Source organism: Streptomyces sp. NBC_01260, from assembly GCF_036226405.1.
In the GTDB taxonomy this organism is placed as follows: Bacteria; Actinomycetota; Actinomycetes; order Streptomycetales; family Streptomycetaceae; genus Streptomyces; species Streptomyces laculatispora.
Genome location: NZ_CP108464.1, coordinates 9050921 through 9069611, shown reverse-complemented (window position 1 = coordinate 9069611; position 18691 = coordinate 9050921). Strand labels below are relative to the sequence as shown.

General features: G+C 68.6%; 15 protein-coding genes and 4 pseudogenes. 7 read left to right on the top strand and 12 right to left on the bottom strand.

Annotation, left to right across the window (positions count from 1 at the left end):
- Positions 1 to 63 precede the first annotated feature (63 nt).
- Positions 64 to 2622, bottom strand: coding sequence for a terpene synthase family protein (locus OG322_RS40495; protein ID WP_148085561.1), 2559 nt, complete (start codon positions 2620 to 2622; stop codon positions 64 to 66).
- Between the two features lie 257 nt (positions 2623 to 2879).
- Between OG322_RS40495 and OG322_RS40490 the strand changes: the two genes are divergently transcribed.
- Positions 2880 to 3077 carry a hypothetical protein gene (locus tag OG322_RS40490; protein WP_123466073.1) on the top strand — a complete coding sequence of 66 codons (198 nt, stop codon included), beginning with the start codon at positions 2880 to 2882 and terminating at the stop codon, positions 3075 to 3077.
- A gap of 181 nt (positions 3078 to 3258) precedes the next feature.
- Here OG322_RS40490 and OG322_RS40485 read toward each other — a convergent pair whose 3' ends face one another.
- From OG322_RS40485 to OG322_RS40465, 5 genes are read right to left on the bottom strand one after another with little or no spacing between them, the layout of a single operon-like run.
- A complete protein-coding gene (locus tag OG322_RS40485) occupies positions 3259 to 3660 on the bottom strand; it encodes a hypothetical protein (protein WP_123466072.1) in 402 nt (133 codons plus the stop codon).
- Positions 3660 to 4127: a hypothetical protein gene (locus OG322_RS40480; RefSeq protein WP_123466071.1), complete on the bottom strand. Its 468-nt coding sequence runs from the start codon at positions 4125 to 4127 to the stop codon at positions 3660 to 3662. Before OG322_RS40480 ends, OG322_RS40485 begins: the two co-directional genes overlap by 1 nt.
- Positions 4128 to 4151: 24 nt before the next feature.
- A complete protein-coding gene (locus OG322_RS40475; protein ID WP_123466070.1) occupies positions 4152 to 6191 on the bottom strand; it encodes a hypothetical protein in 2040 nt (679 codons plus the stop codon).
- Positions 6188 to 6415, bottom strand: coding sequence for a hypothetical protein (locus OG322_RS40470; protein WP_123466068.1), 228 nt, complete (start codon positions 6413 to 6415; stop codon positions 6188 to 6190). Before OG322_RS40470 ends, OG322_RS40475 begins: the two co-directional genes overlap by 4 nt.
- The gene (locus OG322_RS40465; RefSeq protein ID WP_266413011.1) at positions 6412 to 6717 is read right to left on the bottom strand and encodes a hypothetical protein; all 306 of its coding nucleotides are present in this window, start codon (positions 6715 to 6717) and stop codon (positions 6412 to 6414) included. Before OG322_RS40465 ends, OG322_RS40470 begins: the two co-directional genes overlap by 4 nt.
- Between OG322_RS40465 and OG322_RS40460 the strand changes: the two are divergent.
- The 3 genes and pseudogenes from OG322_RS40460 to OG322_RS40450 all read left to right on the top strand — a co-directional run.
- Positions 6668 to 6888: pseudogene (locus OG322_RS40460) on the top strand (IS1380 family transposase); the annotation flags it as partial. The gene OG322_RS40465 and the pseudogene OG322_RS40460 overlap by 50 nt on opposite strands.
- A 206-nt stretch (positions 6889 to 7094) precedes the next feature.
- Positions 7095 to 8807, top strand: coding sequence for a sensor histidine kinase (locus OG322_RS40455; protein ID WP_123466066.1), 1713 nt, complete (start codon positions 7095 to 7097; stop codon positions 8805 to 8807).
- A 74-nt stretch (positions 8808 to 8881) separates the two neighbouring features.
- A complete protein-coding gene (locus tag OG322_RS40450) occupies positions 8882 to 9535 on the top strand; it encodes a response regulator transcription factor (protein ID WP_123466064.1) in 654 nt (217 codons plus the stop codon).
- A 37-nt stretch (positions 9536 to 9572) separates the two neighbouring features.
- Here OG322_RS40450 and OG322_RS40445 read toward each other — a convergent pair.
- The 6 genes and pseudogenes from OG322_RS40445 to OG322_RS40420 all read right to left on the bottom strand — a co-directional run.
- Positions 9573 to 9800: pseudogene (locus OG322_RS40445) on the bottom strand (leucine zipper domain-containing protein); the annotation flags it as partial.
- Entirely contained in the window at positions 9797 to 11002 is a 1206-nt protein-coding gene (locus OG322_RS40440; protein WP_123466062.1) for an MFS transporter, read from the bottom strand. The pseudogene OG322_RS40445 and the gene OG322_RS40440, both read right to left, overlap by 4 nt.
- Before the next feature lie 135 nt (positions 11003 to 11137).
- Entirely contained in the window at positions 11138 to 11707 is a 570-nt protein-coding gene (locus OG322_RS40435) for a TetR/AcrR family transcriptional regulator (protein WP_260147227.1), read from the bottom strand.
- A 164-nt stretch (positions 11708 to 11871) separates the two neighbouring features.
- A pseudogene (locus tag OG322_RS40430) lies at positions 11872 to 12802 on the bottom strand (IS5 family transposase).
- 32 nt (positions 12803 to 12834) lie between these two features.
- The gene (locus OG322_RS40425; protein ID WP_329305861.1) at positions 12835 to 14301 is read right to left on the bottom strand and encodes an IS701 family transposase; all 1467 of its coding nucleotides are present in this window, start codon (positions 14299 to 14301) and stop codon (positions 12835 to 12837) included.
- A 1564-nt stretch (positions 14302 to 15865) separates the two neighbouring features.
- Positions 15866 to 15982, bottom strand: a pseudogene (locus OG322_RS40420) (GNAT family N-acetyltransferase); the annotation flags it as partial.
- 266 nt (positions 15983 to 16248) lie between these two features.
- Here OG322_RS40420 and OG322_RS40415 point away from each other — a divergent pair.
- The 3 genes from OG322_RS40415 to OG322_RS40405 all read left to right on the top strand — a co-directional run bounded on the left by OG322_RS40415 (position 16249) and on the right by OG322_RS40405 (position 18596).
- A complete protein-coding gene (locus OG322_RS40415; protein WP_260147226.1) occupies positions 16249 to 16872 on the top strand; it encodes a hypothetical protein in 624 nt (207 codons plus the stop codon).
- A gap of 210 nt (positions 16873 to 17082) precedes the next feature.
- Positions 17083 to 17382, top strand: coding sequence for a hypothetical protein (locus tag OG322_RS40410; protein ID WP_123466051.1), 300 nt, complete (start codon positions 17083 to 17085; stop codon positions 17380 to 17382).
- A gap of 557 nt (positions 17383 to 17939) precedes the next feature.
- Positions 17940 to 18596: an RNA polymerase sigma factor gene (locus tag OG322_RS40405; RefSeq protein WP_123466049.1), complete on the top strand. Its 657-nt coding sequence runs from the start codon at positions 17940 to 17942 to the stop codon at positions 18594 to 18596.
- Positions 18597 to 18691 lie beyond the last annotated feature (95 nt).

Below are 18691 nucleotides of genomic sequence, written 5' to 3'. Positions count from 1 at the left end.
TGGTCAGGATCCCGAACCACCTTCGCGGTTTGCCTTGCTGACCCGCGGTAGCGCAGCCGGCGCTCATCGACGCATGCGCGCCGGCATCCCTTGGAATCGATCAAGGACATCTGCCTGGGGGCGGGTGAGGGCGGTGAGGGCGTGGAGGTCGGCGACGACGGGATAGTCGAAGGCCAGGGGCCGTGGGCCGGTCTGGTCGGGCGGGGCAGGGAAGCGGCCGGTGTCGTCCTGGCAGGAGAGCAGGCAAGCGGTCGCGGCGGCGGTGGCGTGGGGTGGGCCGTAGCGGGCGAGGACGGGGATGGCCTGGGCGGTGGACAGCGGGTCGGTGTCGTGGTCGGGCGTGTGGCCCCATCCTCCGTCGGGTTGCTGGGTGGCGGTCAGCCTCGCCACGGCGCGCGTGATCGCTGCGGCGGCCCGTACGGAGTCGACGCCCAGGGTGTCGCGGGCAGCGTGCAGGGCGTCGACGGCGCGCAGGATGACGCTGGACTCGCTCAAGGTCCAGCTCCGCTGCCAGGTGCCGTCACCGTGTTGGGTGTCGAGGATGTAGTGGGTGGCGGCGGTGACCAGTGGCGCGTGCGTGCGGCCGTGAGGTGTCAGGGCGAGGACGGCGCCTGCGGTCATGTCGAGGTCGGGGTCGTCGCCTTCTCTCCAGGTGGGGAAGCCGCCGTCGGGTCCGGCTTTCGCGGCGAGGTAGGCGGCGCCCCGTGCGAGGTGGGTGCGGTAGCGGTGGGGGTCGAGGGCGTGGAGGAATTCCATGCAGCGGGCGGCGGTGTCGACGTCGGTCTGGCGGATACCGGCCGCGAAGGGCCAGCCGCCGTCCGGGGCCTGCCAGGCGGCGACGAACGCGCCCATCCGTGCCGTGTAGGGGCGCAAGGATCGCCGGGCCAGGAAGGCGAGGCCGCCCACGGCGGACAGCCATACGTCCTGGCTGTCGAGGAACGGCATTGCGCCGTCACTGTCGCGGGCCAGGAGCAGGCCGGTCACGGCCGGGGCGACCACCGGGTGGCCGGGCCGGCAGGACTGCAGGGCGTTCAGCGCGAGGAGATGGGTGGCGGCGCTGGCCTCCCACAGCAGCCTGCCGCTCCCCTTCTCCAGCACGTCGGCCAGCTGGAACCGTTCACCGGTTGAAACCGCGTGCGGCCGGTCGGTCGCCTGGGCGTAGATGACGCGTACGGCCAGGAGGTTGGCCAGCGTGAACGTGGACACGGTGCCACCGGCCGCGGGGGGAATCTCCGCCGGGTTCAGTCTCAGGCCGCCGAGCACGTGGAGTACGGCGTGGAGCATGCTCCGCTTGAGCCGGCCCCGCCTGCCCGCAGATGACACCGCATCGCCGACGAAGGGGGCCGCCGCTGCGGCGGCGTCGGCCGGCAGGGTCTGGGGGCGCAGAACCGCGTCGATGAGCATCCCGTCGAGTGCGTCGGCGCCAGCACGCCGCTCCTCGAGCCAGCACGCCAGCTCCCGCTCCTCCTTAGGGTAGGTATCGCGGGCGCGGAGCAGGGCCAGGAGCAGCGCCGTCTCCAGCACGCGGCCCGCGCACCGGTCCGGCAGCGCCCCGCCTGGCGCCACCGCCAGTGCCAGCCGCCGCTCCAGCCGGACGGCGGCGCTCTCTATCGGATCCGCGGCCCGGTTACGGGGGGCATGCTGTACGGGGAGGGTGGCGCGGTAGCGGCGGCTCTCGTACTGCCAGGCCACCGCCCCGTACAAGAAGGTACGCACCCGCTCGATCCGCGAACGGACACCCCCGTCATGCGGATTCAAAACCGCGAGGCGTTCGGCGGCTGACTCGAAGTCGTCCAGGCGTTCCTCGATCATGGCGCGGGCCATCGCGGCCGCCTCACCGCGCCCGACCCCCCGCTCCCGCGCCAGGACACCCACCAGGCCGATCTCACCGGCGTGCTCCGTACCGGCGTCGAACACGTCGTTTGTCCAGGCCACGGCATCGGAGCAGACATCGTGCAGGACTTCAGCCTGCGGCCACGCGTCCAGGAGGCGCTCGGAGACCAGCAGCAGCGGGGCCACCGTAATCGTGCGCCGCCGCACCGCGATGTACTCCGCCACCGACGGCGTGTACGACTCCTGCCGCCACCGCGCCTCCTCGCAGGTCGCCTTCGCGAACGACGCGTACGACGCCGCGAAGCGTGCACACCACCCCGGCGCCGTCCCCACGACGGTGCGCCGCCACAAATCTTCAAGAGCGGCCACCGCGGGCGCATCGCACCCGGCCCGGGCACCGGTCGTCCCCTTGAGTACCTCGACCAGAGGATCGAGCACAGCCCGCACCTCGGACACCGAGGCATGTTCACCGCCCTGGTCGAAGCCGTCGTCGACCAGCGTGATGAACGCACCCCAACAGGCCAGCACTTCCAGCTCCGCCGACGAGCCCGCAGGCGCCACGAACCCCGCCATCCGGCCGTGTCCCATCCCCGCCAGACGCCGCGCCTGGGCCGCATCCCCCACCAGGCCCCACCGCTTGGCCCACGACCGTGCCCCGAGCTCGGCCCCCTGCCACCAGGCACTGCACACCCCCGCCCCCGCAAGACCGCCGCCCCCACGCACCAGGAGCGAGAGCCCTTCGTCCGCACCAAGGAACCGAGGCGGATTACTGCGCAGATAATCGTTCATGGCCTGCCCAACGCAGACCCAGCCCTTTGGTAATGCCAGGTTCACGCACAATGACGGGCTGTCAGAGAGATCACCGCCCGTGACCACAACGTGCCAACTGACTTGCGCTCGGCTTGCCAACTACCGGACGTCACGGTCGGCTCACCAGCGACGAAGCAGGCCGCTCCTTGCCAACAAGGCTGCTTCGTCACAGCGGCCGGTGTCAGCGCCGCACAGCGCTGTACAAAAACGGTGTGCTCATTGAGGGCAGTGAAGCAGTGTCCGGCATTCAGTCGGCCGCGGGTTTCGGCTTCCAGACCACCGCCGGGCAGACGTTCCTGCACACCTTCGCCGCCCAGGACCAAGTGGCGCTCTACGCGCACCGCCAAGGGCCCGCGGCCGGCGTCGCTGCCGTCAGCAGCGGTGGCGACGGACGCACCGGAGTCATGGCTCACTGGGTGAGCCCAGGGTTCTGAACTGCTATCGGGACGACTCCTCGGCCTGAGCAGCTAAGGGTCGCCCGTGCCGAAACCGGGGGCGGATCCTAAGCGACGAATGCGATGCGGCACGGCGTGATGCTGCCGTGATCATGCGAGGCGCTGGCGGCGGCCACCCTCGAGAGGGGAGGTTCAGGCAACGCGGAGAGGGCGGGGCCAGCTATTCGTGATCTTCGGTGTGCAAGACCGCCACGCCCTTGCGTCCGAGCCGTTTCTTCAGCGCGAGGTTCTCTGCGTAGAGGTTCGCCGTCACCGTGGCGAGGGCATCGAGCTTCCCCTGCTGCTCGGCGACTTGCGCCTTCGCCCCGCGCAGCTGCTTGCGGAGCTCGGCGATCGTCTCGTCACGCTGGACCTCCCCGGGTGTGCGCAGGACGGGGCGGACGACCTGCGCGTCCCACTCGGCGAGGACGTCTTCGGCGCGGTGCACTGTTGCGTGGCTGACCTGTGCTTCGCGGGCGAGGTTCTCCTTGGTGAGCGCGCCGTCGGTGTGCAGGGGCTTGCCGGCCAGCAGCCGGGCCATGGCCGCTCTCAGTTTCTCGGCGGACGCTGCGGATACCGGCATCAGGCGGTGCCTTCCTCTTCGAGTGCGCGCGTGATGCGCTGGACGTCGGCGAGTCGGACGAAGACCGCCTCTCGGTTCGGGGGCGACAACCGCAGGTCCTTGGACAATGCGATCAGGTCGTCCTCTTCCGCGACCCAGTACGGGGCGTGGGCACGGGTGATGGTCGAATTGCGGCAGCGGGCCGGCTGGCAGGCGCCGATCAGCGGGGCCAGCCCGCGCTGATCCTCAGGGAGCTCGTCCTGGCACTCGGCCTGCGGGGCGTCGAACATGCAGTGGTTGACGGTGCCCAGGTGGAGGTTGGGGAACTCGTCGGCGAGCAGGGCCTCTTCGACCCGTTCGTCGGCGATCTGCGCCCGTAGCTGTGGATCGTTGTCGATGGTGGCGATGACCTTGTCGAGGCCGGCGTGGAGCCGGGCGGCGCCGGGTCCGACCGCGACGCGCTCGCCCTGGCGGCGGCCACGCAGCAAATCCACGAGTTTGCGGGCGGCGGCCTACTGCAGTTCGGTGTCGAACTCCTTGGCCCAGCTCGCGTCCATCTGTGCGTACGCCTGGGTGGTGCGGTTGGCGAACGCCCGGCGCGCGGCGTGCTTGAGCTGGAGGCCGAGCGCGATCTCCGAGTCGGGTTCACGTCCGGCGAGCTGCGACATGGTCTTGCGGAACATGTGCGAGCGGACGTGCGCGGGCGGGATTTTGGCCAGGCCGGGCTGGTGAGCAGTGGTGTTGACGGCGTTGATGAAGAAGTCGATCTCGGCCTCGGATTGGATTCCGGGCTCGGTGTGGGTCTGTTTTCCGGTGGGCGGGGCCAGCGCCACGAACAGGTGCGTGGAGTGCCAGGACAGCTCCTCGATGACCGCGAGAGCCTCAGCGACCGGCTCGATGATCCACCAGTGCAGTTCCGGGCGCGCCGGGTCCATCTTGGTCTTGCGGGAGACGATGGCTGGGGAGCCGAAGTAGGTACGTACGGCGTCGCGCTGAATCTCCTGGACCTCCGAGTCGCGCATCAGGCTCAGCGCCGCGACGAACACGTACACCGCTGCTCTGAGCATGTGCAGTTCGAAGGTGAGCTCTATGGCACTGATCTGTGCTCGCCACGGCGCCGATGTGCCGTCCTCACGGTGGATGTGGGCGGCGTCCGGGCACTGCAGGGGGTAGGCGCGCCAGCCCACTCCGACGCCAAGATCGACGGGCAGGCCGCGGCCGGCGGCCACGGCCTGCCTCAGCAGTCGCATGCGTGCCGCTCCTGTCCGGTGGCGCGGGTCGAATCTCTTGGCGTACCGCTTCCGGTGGGCCCCTGGGGGAGGGGGACCCCAGATCATGCGGGCGGCCATCGCCCAGATCGGTTCTCCCGTCTTCCCGTGGTCGTCGGTGGCGTGCACGGGCACCAGCGTGGAGGGATCGGCCAGCCAGCGTCGTACGTCGTCGTCCAGTTGTTCCTGGGTGACGCCCGGACCGGTGCCCGGCGCGATGTAGCTCGGCGCGGCGGAGCCTTTGCCACGGCCCACGCCCGCCGTTGCGGTCGCCACGCGGCCTTCACCGATCGCGGCGAGGACGATGGCTCGTCGCTTCTCTGGCCTGCTGCTCGTGTTGTTCGCCCCGAAGATGTTCATCGTTCTGCCGTTGGTGACCATCTTGCTGAGGGCAGTCCACATAGGCGTCCCCGCCTTGGTGTTCTGGTAGTCGACCTCGTGGACCGGCACCGCGTTGCCCGGCGCACTGAGCCACTCCTCCAAGAGGGTGTCGGTGTCTTCGGCAGGGGTCGGTCGTGCGCTGGTGGAAAGCGGTGTATCGGGCCGTGGTTGCCTCTGCTGGGCGAAGTGGTCGCGCCAGCGGAAGATGTCGGGGGCGAAGGTGTGGATGTAGGTCCAGGCTCCGCGCAGGAGCGGCCACCAGGTCTCGGGCGGGATGGACGGGGTGGCGAGCGTGTCTTTGCTGGGGATGTCCTCGTCGTACGCTTTGGCTCCGATGGCCTCGGCTGTCTCGTCGCCCCACGGGTCGTCGAAGGGGCTGATGCCGGTGATGACCTCGGCGAGCTGGCGCAGGCGGCGGATAGCCGTCACGTGGAAGGCGACGGTCTTCGCGCCTTCGACCTGGGACGCCTTGTGAACGATCGCCTCGTGCCAGTCTTCCTGGTCCCACAGGCCAAGGTCTGCCGGCAGTCCCTGTTCGCGGCCCCAGCGCATGACCTTCCTGATCTCCAGCATCGACGCATTGATGGTGGCGACGGCAAGCGGCACGGCGGGCAGGAAGATCAGCGACTTACGCAAGACCGGGTGGGAGGGGTTGAGCAGGGCAAAGCAGTACTCCCGCAGCTGCAGATTGATCAGCGGGTCATCCTGGGAGAAGGCGAACCGCCACTCCGACGGCTTCCGATTGGCCGGGCGGCCGAGGCAGTCGGCCGGCCAGCACCGGGTGTCGCCGAACTGCGGCACCGCAATGTCGTCGAGGAGTTGGTAGCCGCCGTGGCTGAAGACCTTCTCGTCGTCCCGGAAGGTGAGCGACGACAGGGGCGCGGGAGCAGGGCGGGCCGTCATCGGTCGAACTCCGTCCTCATGCCCAGGGGGAGATCGAGGCGCAGGCCGCGTTCGGCGATCTCGCGGCGCGCGGCCGGCACGAGGTCGGCGCACTCCTCGAAGACCTCCGCCAGAGCGGCCGCCTGCCGACCCCACAGAGCTTGCCAGTGCGGCGGGGCGAGGGTGGTCCGCATCCGTTCGATGTGATCGGACAGGAGCAGAAGGCGCGGGATCGGCGCTGTCACGGGTGAAGGGCGCGGGCCGCCCAGTTCAGGCGTGGCCCGGCGTTGTCGGTGAACAGGGCGGCGGCCTCGTGCAGCGGGCAAGAGGCGTCGCCGTCGCGGTCGGTCTGCTCCGCCCGCCGTGCGGCGGCCGAGACGAGCTGCGCAAGCGCGGGAAAGAGGCCGCCGGGGACGTCGATGTCCTCCTGGACCTCGCGCAGGATCGCGGCGGGGCGGGGTGTCACCGCAGCAGGCTGGGTTGCCGACGCTGGGTGCTTGGCGGGCCAGGCGGCCCCGAACGCGGGCGGCGAGGTGAACGTGGACATCGACGGGGTGCTGGTCTCGCGCACTCGCAGAAGGAACACGCGGCCGCGACCTGGCGGAAGGCCTTCGGTCATCACTCGCTGTTCGCGTTCGTCGACCCCGGCCGGGCAGGGTCCGGCGAGCCCGTCGGCGCTCTGCTGCGGCCGGGGTCTTGTGGGTGGCCGACGGATGCCGGGCCGCCACGCCAGGTTGGACTTTCGTCGTTGGCCGTCGCGACCAATGGCCGGTGCGGAGCGGGTTGAGAGGGGCTTAACGTGACCGGGTGACTCGTGTGGAATCTACGGCCCTTAAAGCATCGGCTCGCCAGGCACTGGCAGCGAGGCTGCGTTCGGCTACCCTGCGGCTGGCTGCCCCGGGCAGGGCTCTCTTGGTTCCCGGAATGTGGTCTCCCTGGCGCATCGTGGGCGAATCGCTGCTGAGCGTAGCGTTTGGGCTGCTGGGAGCAGGTCTCGCGGCCCTGGACCACGGCGGCACCGTACGGATCGCTGCCGCCGGGCTGGCGATCGCAGCGCTGTCACTTCTGCGCCGGACGTTGCCCGCGTCCGTGCTGCTGGTGACGGCCGTCGGCTCTGTCCTGTTCGGCGGTCTCGCTCCGTTGGTCCTTGTCGCCGCGTGGTCGGCGGGGCGGCGGATCGACGGGGTCGGCAGGGCCGTCGGCACCTTCGCCCTCGCATACGTCCTCAACCTCGGCCTGGCAGTCGTGCAGGCGCTGCCTCACCTCTCACTGCCCCGCTTGGTCTTCGGCGTCCTGTGGCCGCTGGTCGCGATCATCGTTCCCGGCCTGGCCGGCCGCTACCGGTCGCAGCACCATACGCTGACCGACACGCTTCGGGAGTACGAGGCCCAGCAGCAACGCGAGCGCGCGATGATCGCCGGACAGGCCCGGGCGCGGGAGCGTCAGCGCATTGCGCAGGACATGCACGACAGCCTCGGCCATCAGCTGGTGCTCATCTCGGTGCACGCGGGCGCGCTGGAGGTGGACCGCGAGCTGACCGGACGGCAGCGGGAGGCAGTGGGGGTGCTGCGCGAGGCGTCGGTGGCCGCGATGCATGAGCTGCGCGAGGTGGTACAGGTGATGCGGGACAGCACGGAGGCTCCACACGAGGACCGCACCACCCCAGGCGTCGCGGCTGCTGCGGCGGAGGCGGAGGACACCACGGCGCTGTCGCGCGGGGTGGCGGGCATCGAGGGCCTGGTAGGAACGTCCCGGAGCGTGGGCGCGGCCGTGAAGCTGCGGCACTCCGGCGAGCCGTGCCCGCTCCCCCCGACCGCCGATCACGCGGCGTACCGCATCGTCCAAGAGGGCTTGACCAACGCCCACAAGCACGCCCCGGGCGCCCCGATCACCGTCGAGCTGCGGTATGAGCCGGACTCGCTGGTCGTGGAGGTCGCCAACGGTCCCGCAACCAGGACGACGGACAACGGCCGGGGCGTGGTGAGCGGCGGCCAGGGGCTGACCGGGCTCGGTGAGCGGACCCGGCTCATCGGGGGCCTGGCGCACGCGGGCCCGACGGCGGACGGCGGCTTCCGGCTGGCGGGCGTGCTGCCGTACACATCGCCGGAAGGCGGGATCCCGAGCCCCGAGCCCGGCAACGTGACGACGACGTTCGTTGATCCAACGAACACCTTTTGGCAGCAGACCCCGGGGGACTCCTTGGACGAGGGTGGTCCCGTCATGAATGGGAACGGTCTGAAGGAGCTGGCCAAGGCAATGAGCAGGAAGAACGGAAGCGGCATAGCCATCGGCTGCGGGATGGCGGTACTGATTTCTCTGCTGCTGGTGATCGCCGCCCTCGGCGTCGGGGGATACTTCCTCCTGAACAAGGCGGAAGAGGCCAGGATCGAGCCGAAGCAGTACGACGCGGTGAAGGTGGGCCAGTCCGAGGCAGAGATCCGCAAGCAGTTGCCCAAGGAGAACTCCTTCGTGACCGACGGCCTGGAAACGGATGCGCCGCCCGTGCCCAAGGGCGCGAAGTGCCTCAGCCTGACTTCCACGGAGTCCAGCAACAATCCGGACAAGGAGCCGGTCTTCCGGTTCTGCTTCAAGGACGGCAAGTTGACCGAGAAGAAGTCTTTCGAGGTGAGGAACTGAGGAGTAGCGGGCGCTCGATCAGGGATGATGGCGAGTGACCGCAGGTAGACACTCAAGGACCGCGCAGGGGAGTCATGATCAAGGTTCTCGTCACGGATGACGAGCCGCTCATCCGGGCAGGCGTCAGGATGATCCTCTCCTCCGCCGACGACATCGAAGTCGTCGCCGAGGCGGTGAACGGCCGTGAGGCTGTCGAACTGGCCCAGACCCGCCGCGTGGACGTCGTGCTGCTCGATATCCAGATGCCGGTCATGGACGGACTGACGGCCCTGGCCGAGCTGCACCGGACCGTGCCTGACACGCGGGTGCTGATCCTGACAACCTTCGGGGAACAGCGAAACGTACTGCGCGCACTGACTGGGGGCAGCGTGGGCTTTCTGCTCAAGGACTCGGCGCCCGCGGAACTCATGCGCGCGGTCCGGGCTGCCGCGGCCGGAGACGCGTACCTGTCGCCGGGTGCCACCCGCCGTGTCGTGGACTCGTTGGCGTCCAGCCAGAGCGCCCACCGTGCTGAGCAGGCCCGCTGCCGGCTGGACGCGCTGACCAACCGCGAGCTGGAGGTCCTGGCACTGCTGGGTGAGGGCCTGTCCAACGCGGACGCTGGTCAGCGGATCCATATGAGCGAGGCCACGGTCAAATCGTACGTGAGCCGGATCCTGACCAAGCTGGACTGCGAGAACCGAGTGCAGGCCGCACTGCTGGCACGAGACGCCGACCTGGGAACCTGACCACACCACTCCGTCACTGTCGAACCGGGCTGCAAGATCGTTCGATGACCTCCGCTGACGTGGCGCTCGGGCTGACATGGGGTGTCGAAGAGCGATCTTGCAGGCCGAGGTCGCCATGCTGGCGCCAGCGGTTGACCCACTTGGATGTGCAGGCTCGTGAGATTCCCATCTCAGCCGCGACGTGGGCGATGGGGCGGCTCTTGCAACGTTCGATCAGTCGTCGTCGTCCTTCAACAGACAAAGAAGCGTTGGCGTGCGTCGTCATGACTTCACCTCTGCGCTCTGCTCGCCTCCGGCCGGAAGGGACGCCATGATCGGGCTTGTGCTCGCCGTCCGCCTGGTCTGGGTCGCGAGCACCAGGGCGGCCAGGACGGCAAAGGCCGCGCCGGTCCACATCGCTACGGCGGGGTCGTCTCCGAACAGGCTGATGGTGATGGCGCTGATAGCGGTCCCCAGGGTGACGCCCATAGTGATGACCGCGGTGTGCACGGTGCTGACCAGGTTGCCGACACCACCGATCTCGGCCACCCGGGTGACCAGTGCCGGGTTCATCGTCACCCCGGAGAGGCCGACGACGAGCACCATCCCGAGTGCCACGGCCGGCACATGGCCGCGCAGCGCCAGCAGTCCCAGTGAGACGAACAGCAGCGTGTGCCCGAACCGCAGCACCTTCACTGCGTGCTGGTCGGCGAACTTGCCGACGATCAGATTGCCGACGTAGGAGCAGAGGCCGTAGCCCAGCAGGATCAGGGTCGTGGTGTCGGTGGCGAAGTCGGCGCTCTGTTCAAGGAGCGGGGTGAAGTAGGAGAAGGAAGCGTAGGCGGCCCCGACCGTGAGCAGGCTGACCAGGTACCGCGACCACAACCGGGGTGAGCGCAGGTTGCGTATGTCCTGGGCGGCATCATCCTGAGAGGCAGCTGCCAGAGGCGGAAGTGCGACCGCACTGATCACGAACAGCAGGAACGCGGCGGCCCCGAGTACGTAAAAGCTGGACTGCCATCCCCACCGGCCAGCGATGAAGTGGGACAAGGGCAGGCCGATCACGGTCCCGACCATGATTCCGCCGAGCACGACCGAGATTGCTTCACCGATCTTCTCCGGACGCGGCGCCAGGCGTGCCCCGAAGGTGACCGACAGTCCGAACCCGGCACCGGCCAGGCATCCAGTCAGGATGCGGACCAGTGCCACCCACCAGTACGCGTGCACGAGCGGAACCATCACCTCTATTACGGCGTAGGCCACGACCACGGTCAGCAGAGCTCGCTTGGGTGGGCTGTGCCGGAAGACGAAGGCGAGCAGCGGGCCTCCGATCGCCATGCCCAAGGCGTACAAGGAGACCAACAGGCCTACTTGGCTGGTGCTCACACCGAAATCGTCGGCGATCGCCGGCATCATTCCGGCGATCTGGAGCTCGCTCATCACCACGACGAGGATCGTCAGCATGAGCACATAGAGCTGTCGTTTCACTTCAGGACCTTCCTCCGCCGATCGACGAGTCCGTGTGTCGACCGGCGAATCCATTCTTTTGTATTTGAGAATTCAAAATCAGGGCATACGGAAGTGACGCCCACAAGGACGCTAATGCTTGACCGTTTGTGACGCTCAGGCCACGAGCGCCCCAAGCGCCAGTCGTGCGATCCGGTCGAGCTCTTCAGGTCGAGTACCGGCCTGGGCCATGACCCGCAACCCAGAGATGAGGGCGACGACGGACAGCGCAGCCTCCCGCACCGGCAAGTCCGACCTCAAGGTGCCATCGAGCCGTCCCGCACGGAGGGCCTGACTGAGCAGCGCGATCTGCTGCTGCAGAGCCCCGTCGAGAATCCGCTCGACGCGAGCGTCTCGCACTCCCAGATCCGGATTCATGCGTGTGGCCACCGCCATGCATCCAGCGGCGTGCCCTCGGACAGCCGCCTCGCGCTCCTCGCCGATCACGAGACCGAGCAGGCCGGCCAAGCGCGCCGCGCCGCTGAGCTTCTCATCGGTCAGGATCGACTCATGCCTGCCGCCAGTGACGTTCACATAGCGCTCCAGCGCCCTTACGAACAGTTCCTCTTTAGAGGTAAAGGCGTTGTAGAGGCTGCTACGCCGCACGCCCGCCGCTTCACAGAGCTTCTCGGTCGACGTGTCGGCGAAGCCGTGCACGCGGAACTCGCCCGCCGCCGCGTCGAGCACGTCGGACTCTCTGAATGACCGTGGCCTACCCATGCCGCTCACCGTAACGCTTTATAGATTCTGAAGTCCAGAATCTATCGGCTCGCCGCACGCCGGCAAGCGAGCGCCATCAACGTCATGCCCCGCAACAACTAGCGGTGGTTTGTTAGGTCCTGTTTCTCGGATCATGTACGGAGCCAGATCATGAGTGCTGCGAGTGTGACGGTGCCGAGGTAGATGTAGGCGCGTTTCTCGTAGCGGGTCGCGACGGCGCGGAAGCCTTTGAGGCGGTTGATGGTGCGTTCGACGGTGTTGCGCTTCTTGTAGAGCTCGCTGTCGAAACCGGTAGGCCGACCGCCGCGTGAACCTCGGTTCTTGCGGTGTCTCTGCTGGTCGAGACGTTCGGGGATGGTGTGCCGGATTCCGCGTCGTCGCAGGTAGCGGCGGTTCTTCCGGGACGTGTAGGCCTTGTCCGCCAAGACATGGTCGGGCCGGGTGCGTGGCCGGCCGACTCCGGCTCGCGGCACCAGAACCTGTTCCAGCACCCGCTCGAGCTGGGGTCCGTCTCCGTAGTGTCCGGGTGTCAGGACGAAGGCGAGGGCCGGCATCGTCCCTCGGCAACGAGGTGGATCTTGGTGGTGAATCCTCCGCGGGAACGTCCCAGACATTCGCCGACCTGACCACCTCCTCCAGGCGGATGGTCAGTCTCCGCAGTACCGGATCGACCTGGTTCGTCCCCCACTTGGCCCCCCTTTGAGGGACGGCGGCCGGGGGCGCTTTCCTCGCACCGGCGGCGTGCTGGTGGGCTCGCACGGCTGTCGAGTCCACCGACACGTCCCAGTCGATGCCGCCCTCGGCGTCCTCGGCTACCTGGATGCGAGACAGCAGCATCTGCCAGGTTCCATCGGCTGACCAGCGACGATGTCGTTTATAGACCGTCTCCCATGGCCCGAATCGCTCCGGCAGATCCCGCCACTGCACGCCGGTCCGCACCCGGTAGAGAACCCCGTTGATCACCCGGCGGTGATCGCTCCACCGACCTCCACGCGTACCACCAGGAGGTAGGAACGACTCCAGCCGATCCCACTCCGCATTCGTCAGATCCCCACGGCCCATGAACCCAGCCTGGCCCCAACACCCCTCGCAGGTCAGGAGATCCGAGAAACAGGACCTAGACCGGGGAGTAGAGATCGAGTGGGTGGCCTGCGCCGACGGCGTTGATCAGGGCTTGAAGTTCGGGTGGCGGGGGTGCGTTGCTCCAGGCTCGCCAGCAGCGTTGGAGGGTGGTCCAGGGGTCGAGCCAGGCCCGGACGGCGCGGATTGCCTGCGGCCAGCTGGCCGGTTGGGGCTGGTGGGTTCTGCTTGGGCCCCCTCTCAGCCGGCCCCACCGCTGTGACAGTCGGCGGGGCCGTGGGGACGACGGCGGGCTCCCGGTCCGGAGGTTGAGCGAACCAGGTGTCCCAGCAGAACGAGAACGCGCAGGTGACCAGGGTCTGGTGGCGGCGGATGGCGGTATCGGAGCGGACCTGGAAGTCGGCCCAGCCCAGTTCGTCCTTGATCTGCTTGTAGCTCTGCTCGATCCAGTGCCTGATGCCGTAGATCCGGACGACTTCATGCAGGTCGGCGGCCGGTTCAGGGTTGTCGGCCTCGCGGGGTCCGCCGGGGCGGGGCAGGTCGGTGGCCAGATACCAGGTGGCTTGCGGGGGAAGGGTGGCCGGGTCGGTGGTGGCCACGACGAGACGGACGTTCCCGTCGGGTCCCCACCAGCCAAGGGTCGCGTCGGCGGCCCACCAGGTCTCGGTGTGTCCGTCGCGGAAGGTGCGCTCGACGGAGGTCCAGCCACCCGGGTGCTCGGGGTCCGTCCAGGTCAAGGCGTGGGCGGCATGGACGGGGGTGTAGGCATCCTTGCCGTGGGCCCAGGTGCCGTGGCTCGGTTTGAGAGCCATGACGAACGGCAGTCCTGCCGAGGCGAGTTGTCTGCGGAAGCCGTCCTGGTCGCCGTAGGCGCAGTCGGCGGCCACGGCGCGGAAGGCCACCCCGGCAGCCTTCGCGGTGTGGGCCAGTTCTGCGGCGATCTGCAGCTTCGTGCGGAAGCCGGTGTCGCTCTTGCCCTTGGGGAAGTGATGGGCGGGGCTGTAGGGCACGGCGTGCAGCGGGTAGTAGAGGTTCTCGTCGGCCCAGCAGGTGGTCACGGTGACGATGCCGTTGTCGGTCTTGCCCAGCCGGCCCAGCCACTGGCGGCCGATGTGCGCGGTCGCCTTGCCGTCCTTGCGGTCGCCCGAGTCGTCGATCACCAGCACCCCGCCTGGGTGCGGGGCGGTCGCGGGATCGGTCAGCAGCAGTTCCAGTCGGCGGGCGTTGACCTGCTCGTGGTCCCAGGACGACTCGGACAGGAAGAACTGCAGCCGCTGTACCGAGGCGCGCTGGGCCCCGACGACGGGTTCGGCGCCGGCCAGGCAGCTCAGTGTCTTGTTCCGGTCCCGCGGCAGCAGCAGTCCCGCGAGGTACTCGCGGAACCCGCGGCGCTGTGCCAACGTCGAGAGCAGGTCATCGAAGCGCGCGGCGTAGGCTTCCAGCGGGCCCGGAGCGGGCGGACACGGCAGACGGCGAGTCATCACAAGCCCCCAGGCGGCGAGGCGACGTTCCTCTGCTACCGGCCTACTACGGCCCTGACCCGCCGTCAACAAACCACCGCTAGCTGATGCGCGGCCAGGCACAGTGCCGGCCTGTGCGGAAAACCTGGGCGCCCGGGGCGACCGGTCGCGTCTAATGGCGCCCATGACCCCATCACCTTCTGCCTTGTGGCGCTTCGTCGACGAGGACGATGCCACCGCGCTGACGCTCGTCGTCGACCCTCCGGCCGGGGTCTACACCCGCCGTGTCCCGCCGGCGCTGCCTCTGGCCCCGGGCGTCGAGCACGGCCCTGCGGCGGAACAGGCGGCCCATCATGCCGCGGCGGCCTGGGGTCTGCCCGACTTCGTCTTCCGCCAGGCCGCCCACGCCCAGAAAGGATCAGGCCTCCGTGAACTCGGTGACCGCCTGCTGCTGGCCGGCCATCGAGGTGCGGTCGTGCAGGTCAAGGCCCGCACCATCGCGCCCAAGGACGACACCGCAGAAGCCGCCTGGATCAAGAAGGTGGCCACCAAGGCGATGAGCCAGGCGAAAGGGACCGTCCGGCAACTGCGGATGATGCCAGCCGACATGGTCAACGGCCGTGAGCGGATCCTGAACGTCGACGGCAACGCCTACGAGTGGATAGCCGTGTTCCTGCTCGACCACCCCGGTGTCCCCGCGGGCACGGTGGTCACCTGGCAGGAGATCGGCATGCCGGGGATCGCGCTGACCCGCCGCGACTGGGACTTCCTCTTCGACCAGTTGCGCTCCACCACTGCAGTGCTGGACTACCTCTTCCGCGCCGCGAAGGAGCCCTCTGTCCCACTCGGCGAGGAACCGGTGCGCTACTACGAGTTCGCCGCCGCGGACGCCGACGCCTCGCCGGCGCAGTTCGACACGGAGCTCGTGGGCCCCGGAGGCGTTGCCTACTCCACCCCGCTGCTGCCTCAGGCCCCGGCCGGGGACGACGGCACCCAGGCCCACCTCGTGATCCGCCTGCTGTTCGAGGACATAGCCCTCAGCCCCCTGAAGCCCCCGCTGACCGAAGCCAACCGTTTCGCTCTCCTGTACGACCTCGACCGGCTGCCCGTCGACGCCCGCACCGAATGGGGTCACCTGCTCGCCGACATGCTCCGCGACGTACCCGAGGTTCCCGAGGAACACTGCAAATGGCGTTTTCGGCGCATGCTCCACGAGGACGACACCCGCCAGCTCATCTTCGGAGCGGCCACCCTTCTCGACTCCCGCGTCAAAGCCGCTTTTCAGGCTTACGTGCTGCTGCGGCATCACGAGGTCACCACGCGTACCGGACTGGCTGAGCAGACCGCCACGCTCGGTGTCCTGCTCACCCCCCGCCGCGGCGGGAACTCACCGTGGGACACCACCAGCATCCGCGTCGAAGGCCACCTGGACCTCCCCGACGACGAACTTCAGCGCTACCGGCAGGCATGGAACCGCACCCCCGAAGACGGCACTCCCGGGCTGACCGGCTCACCGGCCCGCCGTACCGGTGAGCCCCGGACGCCACGCCGAAGGGGCCAGATGTGCCGGGAGCCGTGCTGCGCGTCAGGTGACGGTGGGGCTGCGGCGTTCCAGGAGGACGACGTCGCGCCAGTGGCGGCCGATGCGCTCACGATGGCCGATGACGCGGAACCCGGCGCGCTCGTGGAGGGTGAGGCTGGCGTCCTCGCCGTGCTCCTCCCGCCCGACCGGCCACCGTTCCCCGTCATCGACAGCGACACCCTGCATAGCCTTGACGCGCTCATCGGCCTCGACACGCTGCACAGCCGCCTCGGCCCACTCCTCGCCGCCCCAGCAGACCCCGACAACCCCCAGAACGAACACCCGGCACGCATCCTCCAAGCACTCCGGGAACACCGCGGCAACCCCCCAGTCAGCGGCTGACCACCCCCTGCCGCATCCCTCCGGACAAGACGGAGCAGCAAGCCGTGACAGACCAACCACTCGCCCTCGCGCCCGATCGATGGCAGCGCCTCGCCGCCGCCCACCAGGCCTACACCGAGACCGTCAGCCCTTACTACGACGAGACCCTGCAGGAAGTGACACGCCGTGCGTGCACCAGCGGAAGCATCGGCAAAGCCGACATCGGAGCACTGCTGATGTGGAAACGGCTCAGGGCCGATACGCCCTGGGCCTCTGAACTCATGGCGCTCGCGGACGCTGACGTACGCCGCGCAACCGCCGCGGCCGCGACCGCCGCCCGGGACACCTCTCTCAGCCGCAGCTCGGCAGCGCAAGCCGGCCGAGCAGCCCTGGCCTCACTACCCGGTTTCCGCACCGGTGACGCCCTCGCCTCCGCCGTCCTCACAGCAGCCGCACCGGACCGCATGGCCGTCTACGACCGCCGAGCCCACAACGGACTGCACACCCTCGGCATCAACCTCAGCCACGCACCCGGACGCTACAGCCGCTACATAGAAGCGATCGACCAGCTCCTGACCGCCGCTCCAGACCCCATCCGCAACTGGACCGCCCGCGACATCGACACCGCCCTGTACTGGATGACCACATACCAGCACTCAACGAATCTGATCAACACACCCGGAGCATGACCACACCTGACCAGCACCCGCTCCACCTGATGAAACAGCAGCTCAGCTCAGAGAACTGAAACCCGGTCCCCCATCACCAAGCGGTGAGAGCTCGACCCGGAACACTATCGCCACCCACACCAAACTGATCAGCCCAGGCCAGCCCACCACCCACTGATCAGAAAAACCGCCCCTGGACAGCGCTGTGCTGACCGCCGCCGGGATGCAGCTGTGACCTACGCCGTCAAGACCGTAGCCGCCGCCCTCACAGCTGGCTATCTACTCGGACGGCTGCGGCCTTGGCAGCGGCTGGGCGCCTGGGCAGCCGATCAGATCCGGTTCACCGGATCATGGGCCCGGGGCGGCAACGGCCGCCAGGCCGTCGTTGTCCTGGCGGCCACCGTGACAACGCCACGCACCAGCTGGCGCATCCTACGCACCCCGGCCACCGAGACGCGGGCACCAGCGCCCGTACGCGATCCGGAGTGGATCGCCCACCGCACCCAGGAAGACAGGGGAGGCACAGCGTAAGCCTCAGCAGGGCGGGCCGCGTGGTCTTGTCGACGACTGCTGCTGTTACGGCTGCGTACCGAAACCCCTGGCCTCACCCGCAGATCCGTGACGGTGGCATCCTCGGCGTACCGGGATGGGCGACGCGTGCGGGGAGTTGCGGACGTTGCGGGTTGGCGTGTGGGGGCGGGGCCGGTGGCGGTACATGCTTGGCCGACTGCTGTAGAGACCACGGTGGCGGGCGGGATCACGTCGGCATTCGCACGGGTCAGGCTGGAGGCGACGGTCCGCTCCCGACACTTCCGGGCGGCCTGTGTCCCGGCTCCGCCACGACCCGTTCAGCCGACCGCGCCGCCTGCCCCACACGGTGACAAGCAGCAGCCGCGCGGATACAACGCCTGCGAAGGCCCGTTGCAGAGCGCATGCAGAAGACGGCGAAAAAAGCTCGCCGGACCGCTGGACGCTTTGCGGCGTGCCGACGGCATCCCTTGTACAGGGCAGTGCGCTGTCGAAGATCTCGGGAGGGGCCGGATGCGCAACCAACGGGCAGGGGCGGATAGCGGGAGGTGGAGCACAGGATGACGATCACCTCCGAGCCTGTCTGCTCCCAACCGGTCTGCCGTCGCACGGAACCCGAGCCCGACTGCCGCACCTGTCCCTGGGCGCTTTCGGCGAAACCTGCGGTAGACACCGGCGTCGGTCAGGGGATCCTTCCGCACGAGCTGGCGGACTTCCACGACGTTCACCGCGTGGTGTTCCTGAAGTACGCGCGCAGTCGCGGTATCACCCGTGACGAGGCCGAAGACGTGGTCAGCCAGACATTCCTGCACCTGTATCGGGCCGGGCAGTCGTTCCTGTCGGCGGACAACCGACCGGCATTCGGCTTCAAGGTCCTGCGAAACGTGCTGGCGGACCACTTCCGGGCAACAGACCGCAGGCCCAGGGCCTTGCCGCTGACGACCATGAACGAACGGCCGGCTACGGACGGGGGCATCAGCGAACTGATCTGCCGCCTCGACGTGGAGAAGGCGCTGGAACTGCTGCCACTACAGCAGGCCGACTGCCTCCGCCTCCACCTCTTCCTCGATCTGTCGCCCACACAGATCGGCTTCTACCTGGACATCACGCGTTCAACGGTGTCCTCGCATCTCTCCGCCGGACGACAGCGGCTGGCGGAACACCTGGAGAACTACCGCCCGTCCTGGTTCGGCCGCGGAAAGGAGCAGCACGCATGAACATCGACGAGCTGGCACAGGCAGCCCGTGCCGCCCTGGACGAGGAGTACGCCGACTATGACCCGGCCATCGGCCACAGTCGGCTGGAGGACGAC

Excerpts from the sequence above, each read along its gene's own strand:
- OG322_RS40495 (WP_148085561.1), bottom strand. The coding sequence starts at position 2,622 with ATGAACGATTATCTGCGCAGTAATCCGCCTCGGTTCCTTGGTGCGGAC.
- OG322_RS40485 (WP_123466072.1), bottom strand. The coding sequence starts at position 3,660 with ATGCCGGTATCCGCAGCGTCCGCCGAGAAACTGAGAGCGGCCATGGCC.
- OG322_RS40475 (WP_123466070.1), bottom strand. The coding sequence starts at position 6,191 with ATGACGGCCCGCCCTGCTCCCGCGCCCCTGTCGTCGCTCACCTTCCGG.
- OG322_RS40465 (WP_266413011.1), bottom strand. The coding sequence starts at position 6,717 with ATGTCCACGTTCACCTCGCCGCCCGCGTTCGGGGCCGCCTGGCCCGCC.
- OG322_RS40455 (WP_123466066.1), top strand. The coding sequence starts at position 7,095 with ATGTGGTCTCCCTGGCGCATCGTGGGCGAATCGCTGCTGAGCGTAGCG.
- OG322_RS40450 (WP_123466064.1), top strand. The coding sequence starts at position 8,882 with ATGATCAAGGTTCTCGTCACGGATGACGAGCCGCTCATCCGGGCAGGC.
- OG322_RS40425 (WP_329305861.1), bottom strand. The coding sequence starts at position 14,301 with ATGACTCGCCGTCTGCCGTGTCCGCCCGCTCCGGGCCCGCTGGAAGCC.
- OG322_RS40405 (WP_123466049.1), top strand. The coding sequence starts at position 17,940 with ATGACGATCACCTCCGAGCCTGTCTGCTCCCAACCGGTCTGCCGTCGC.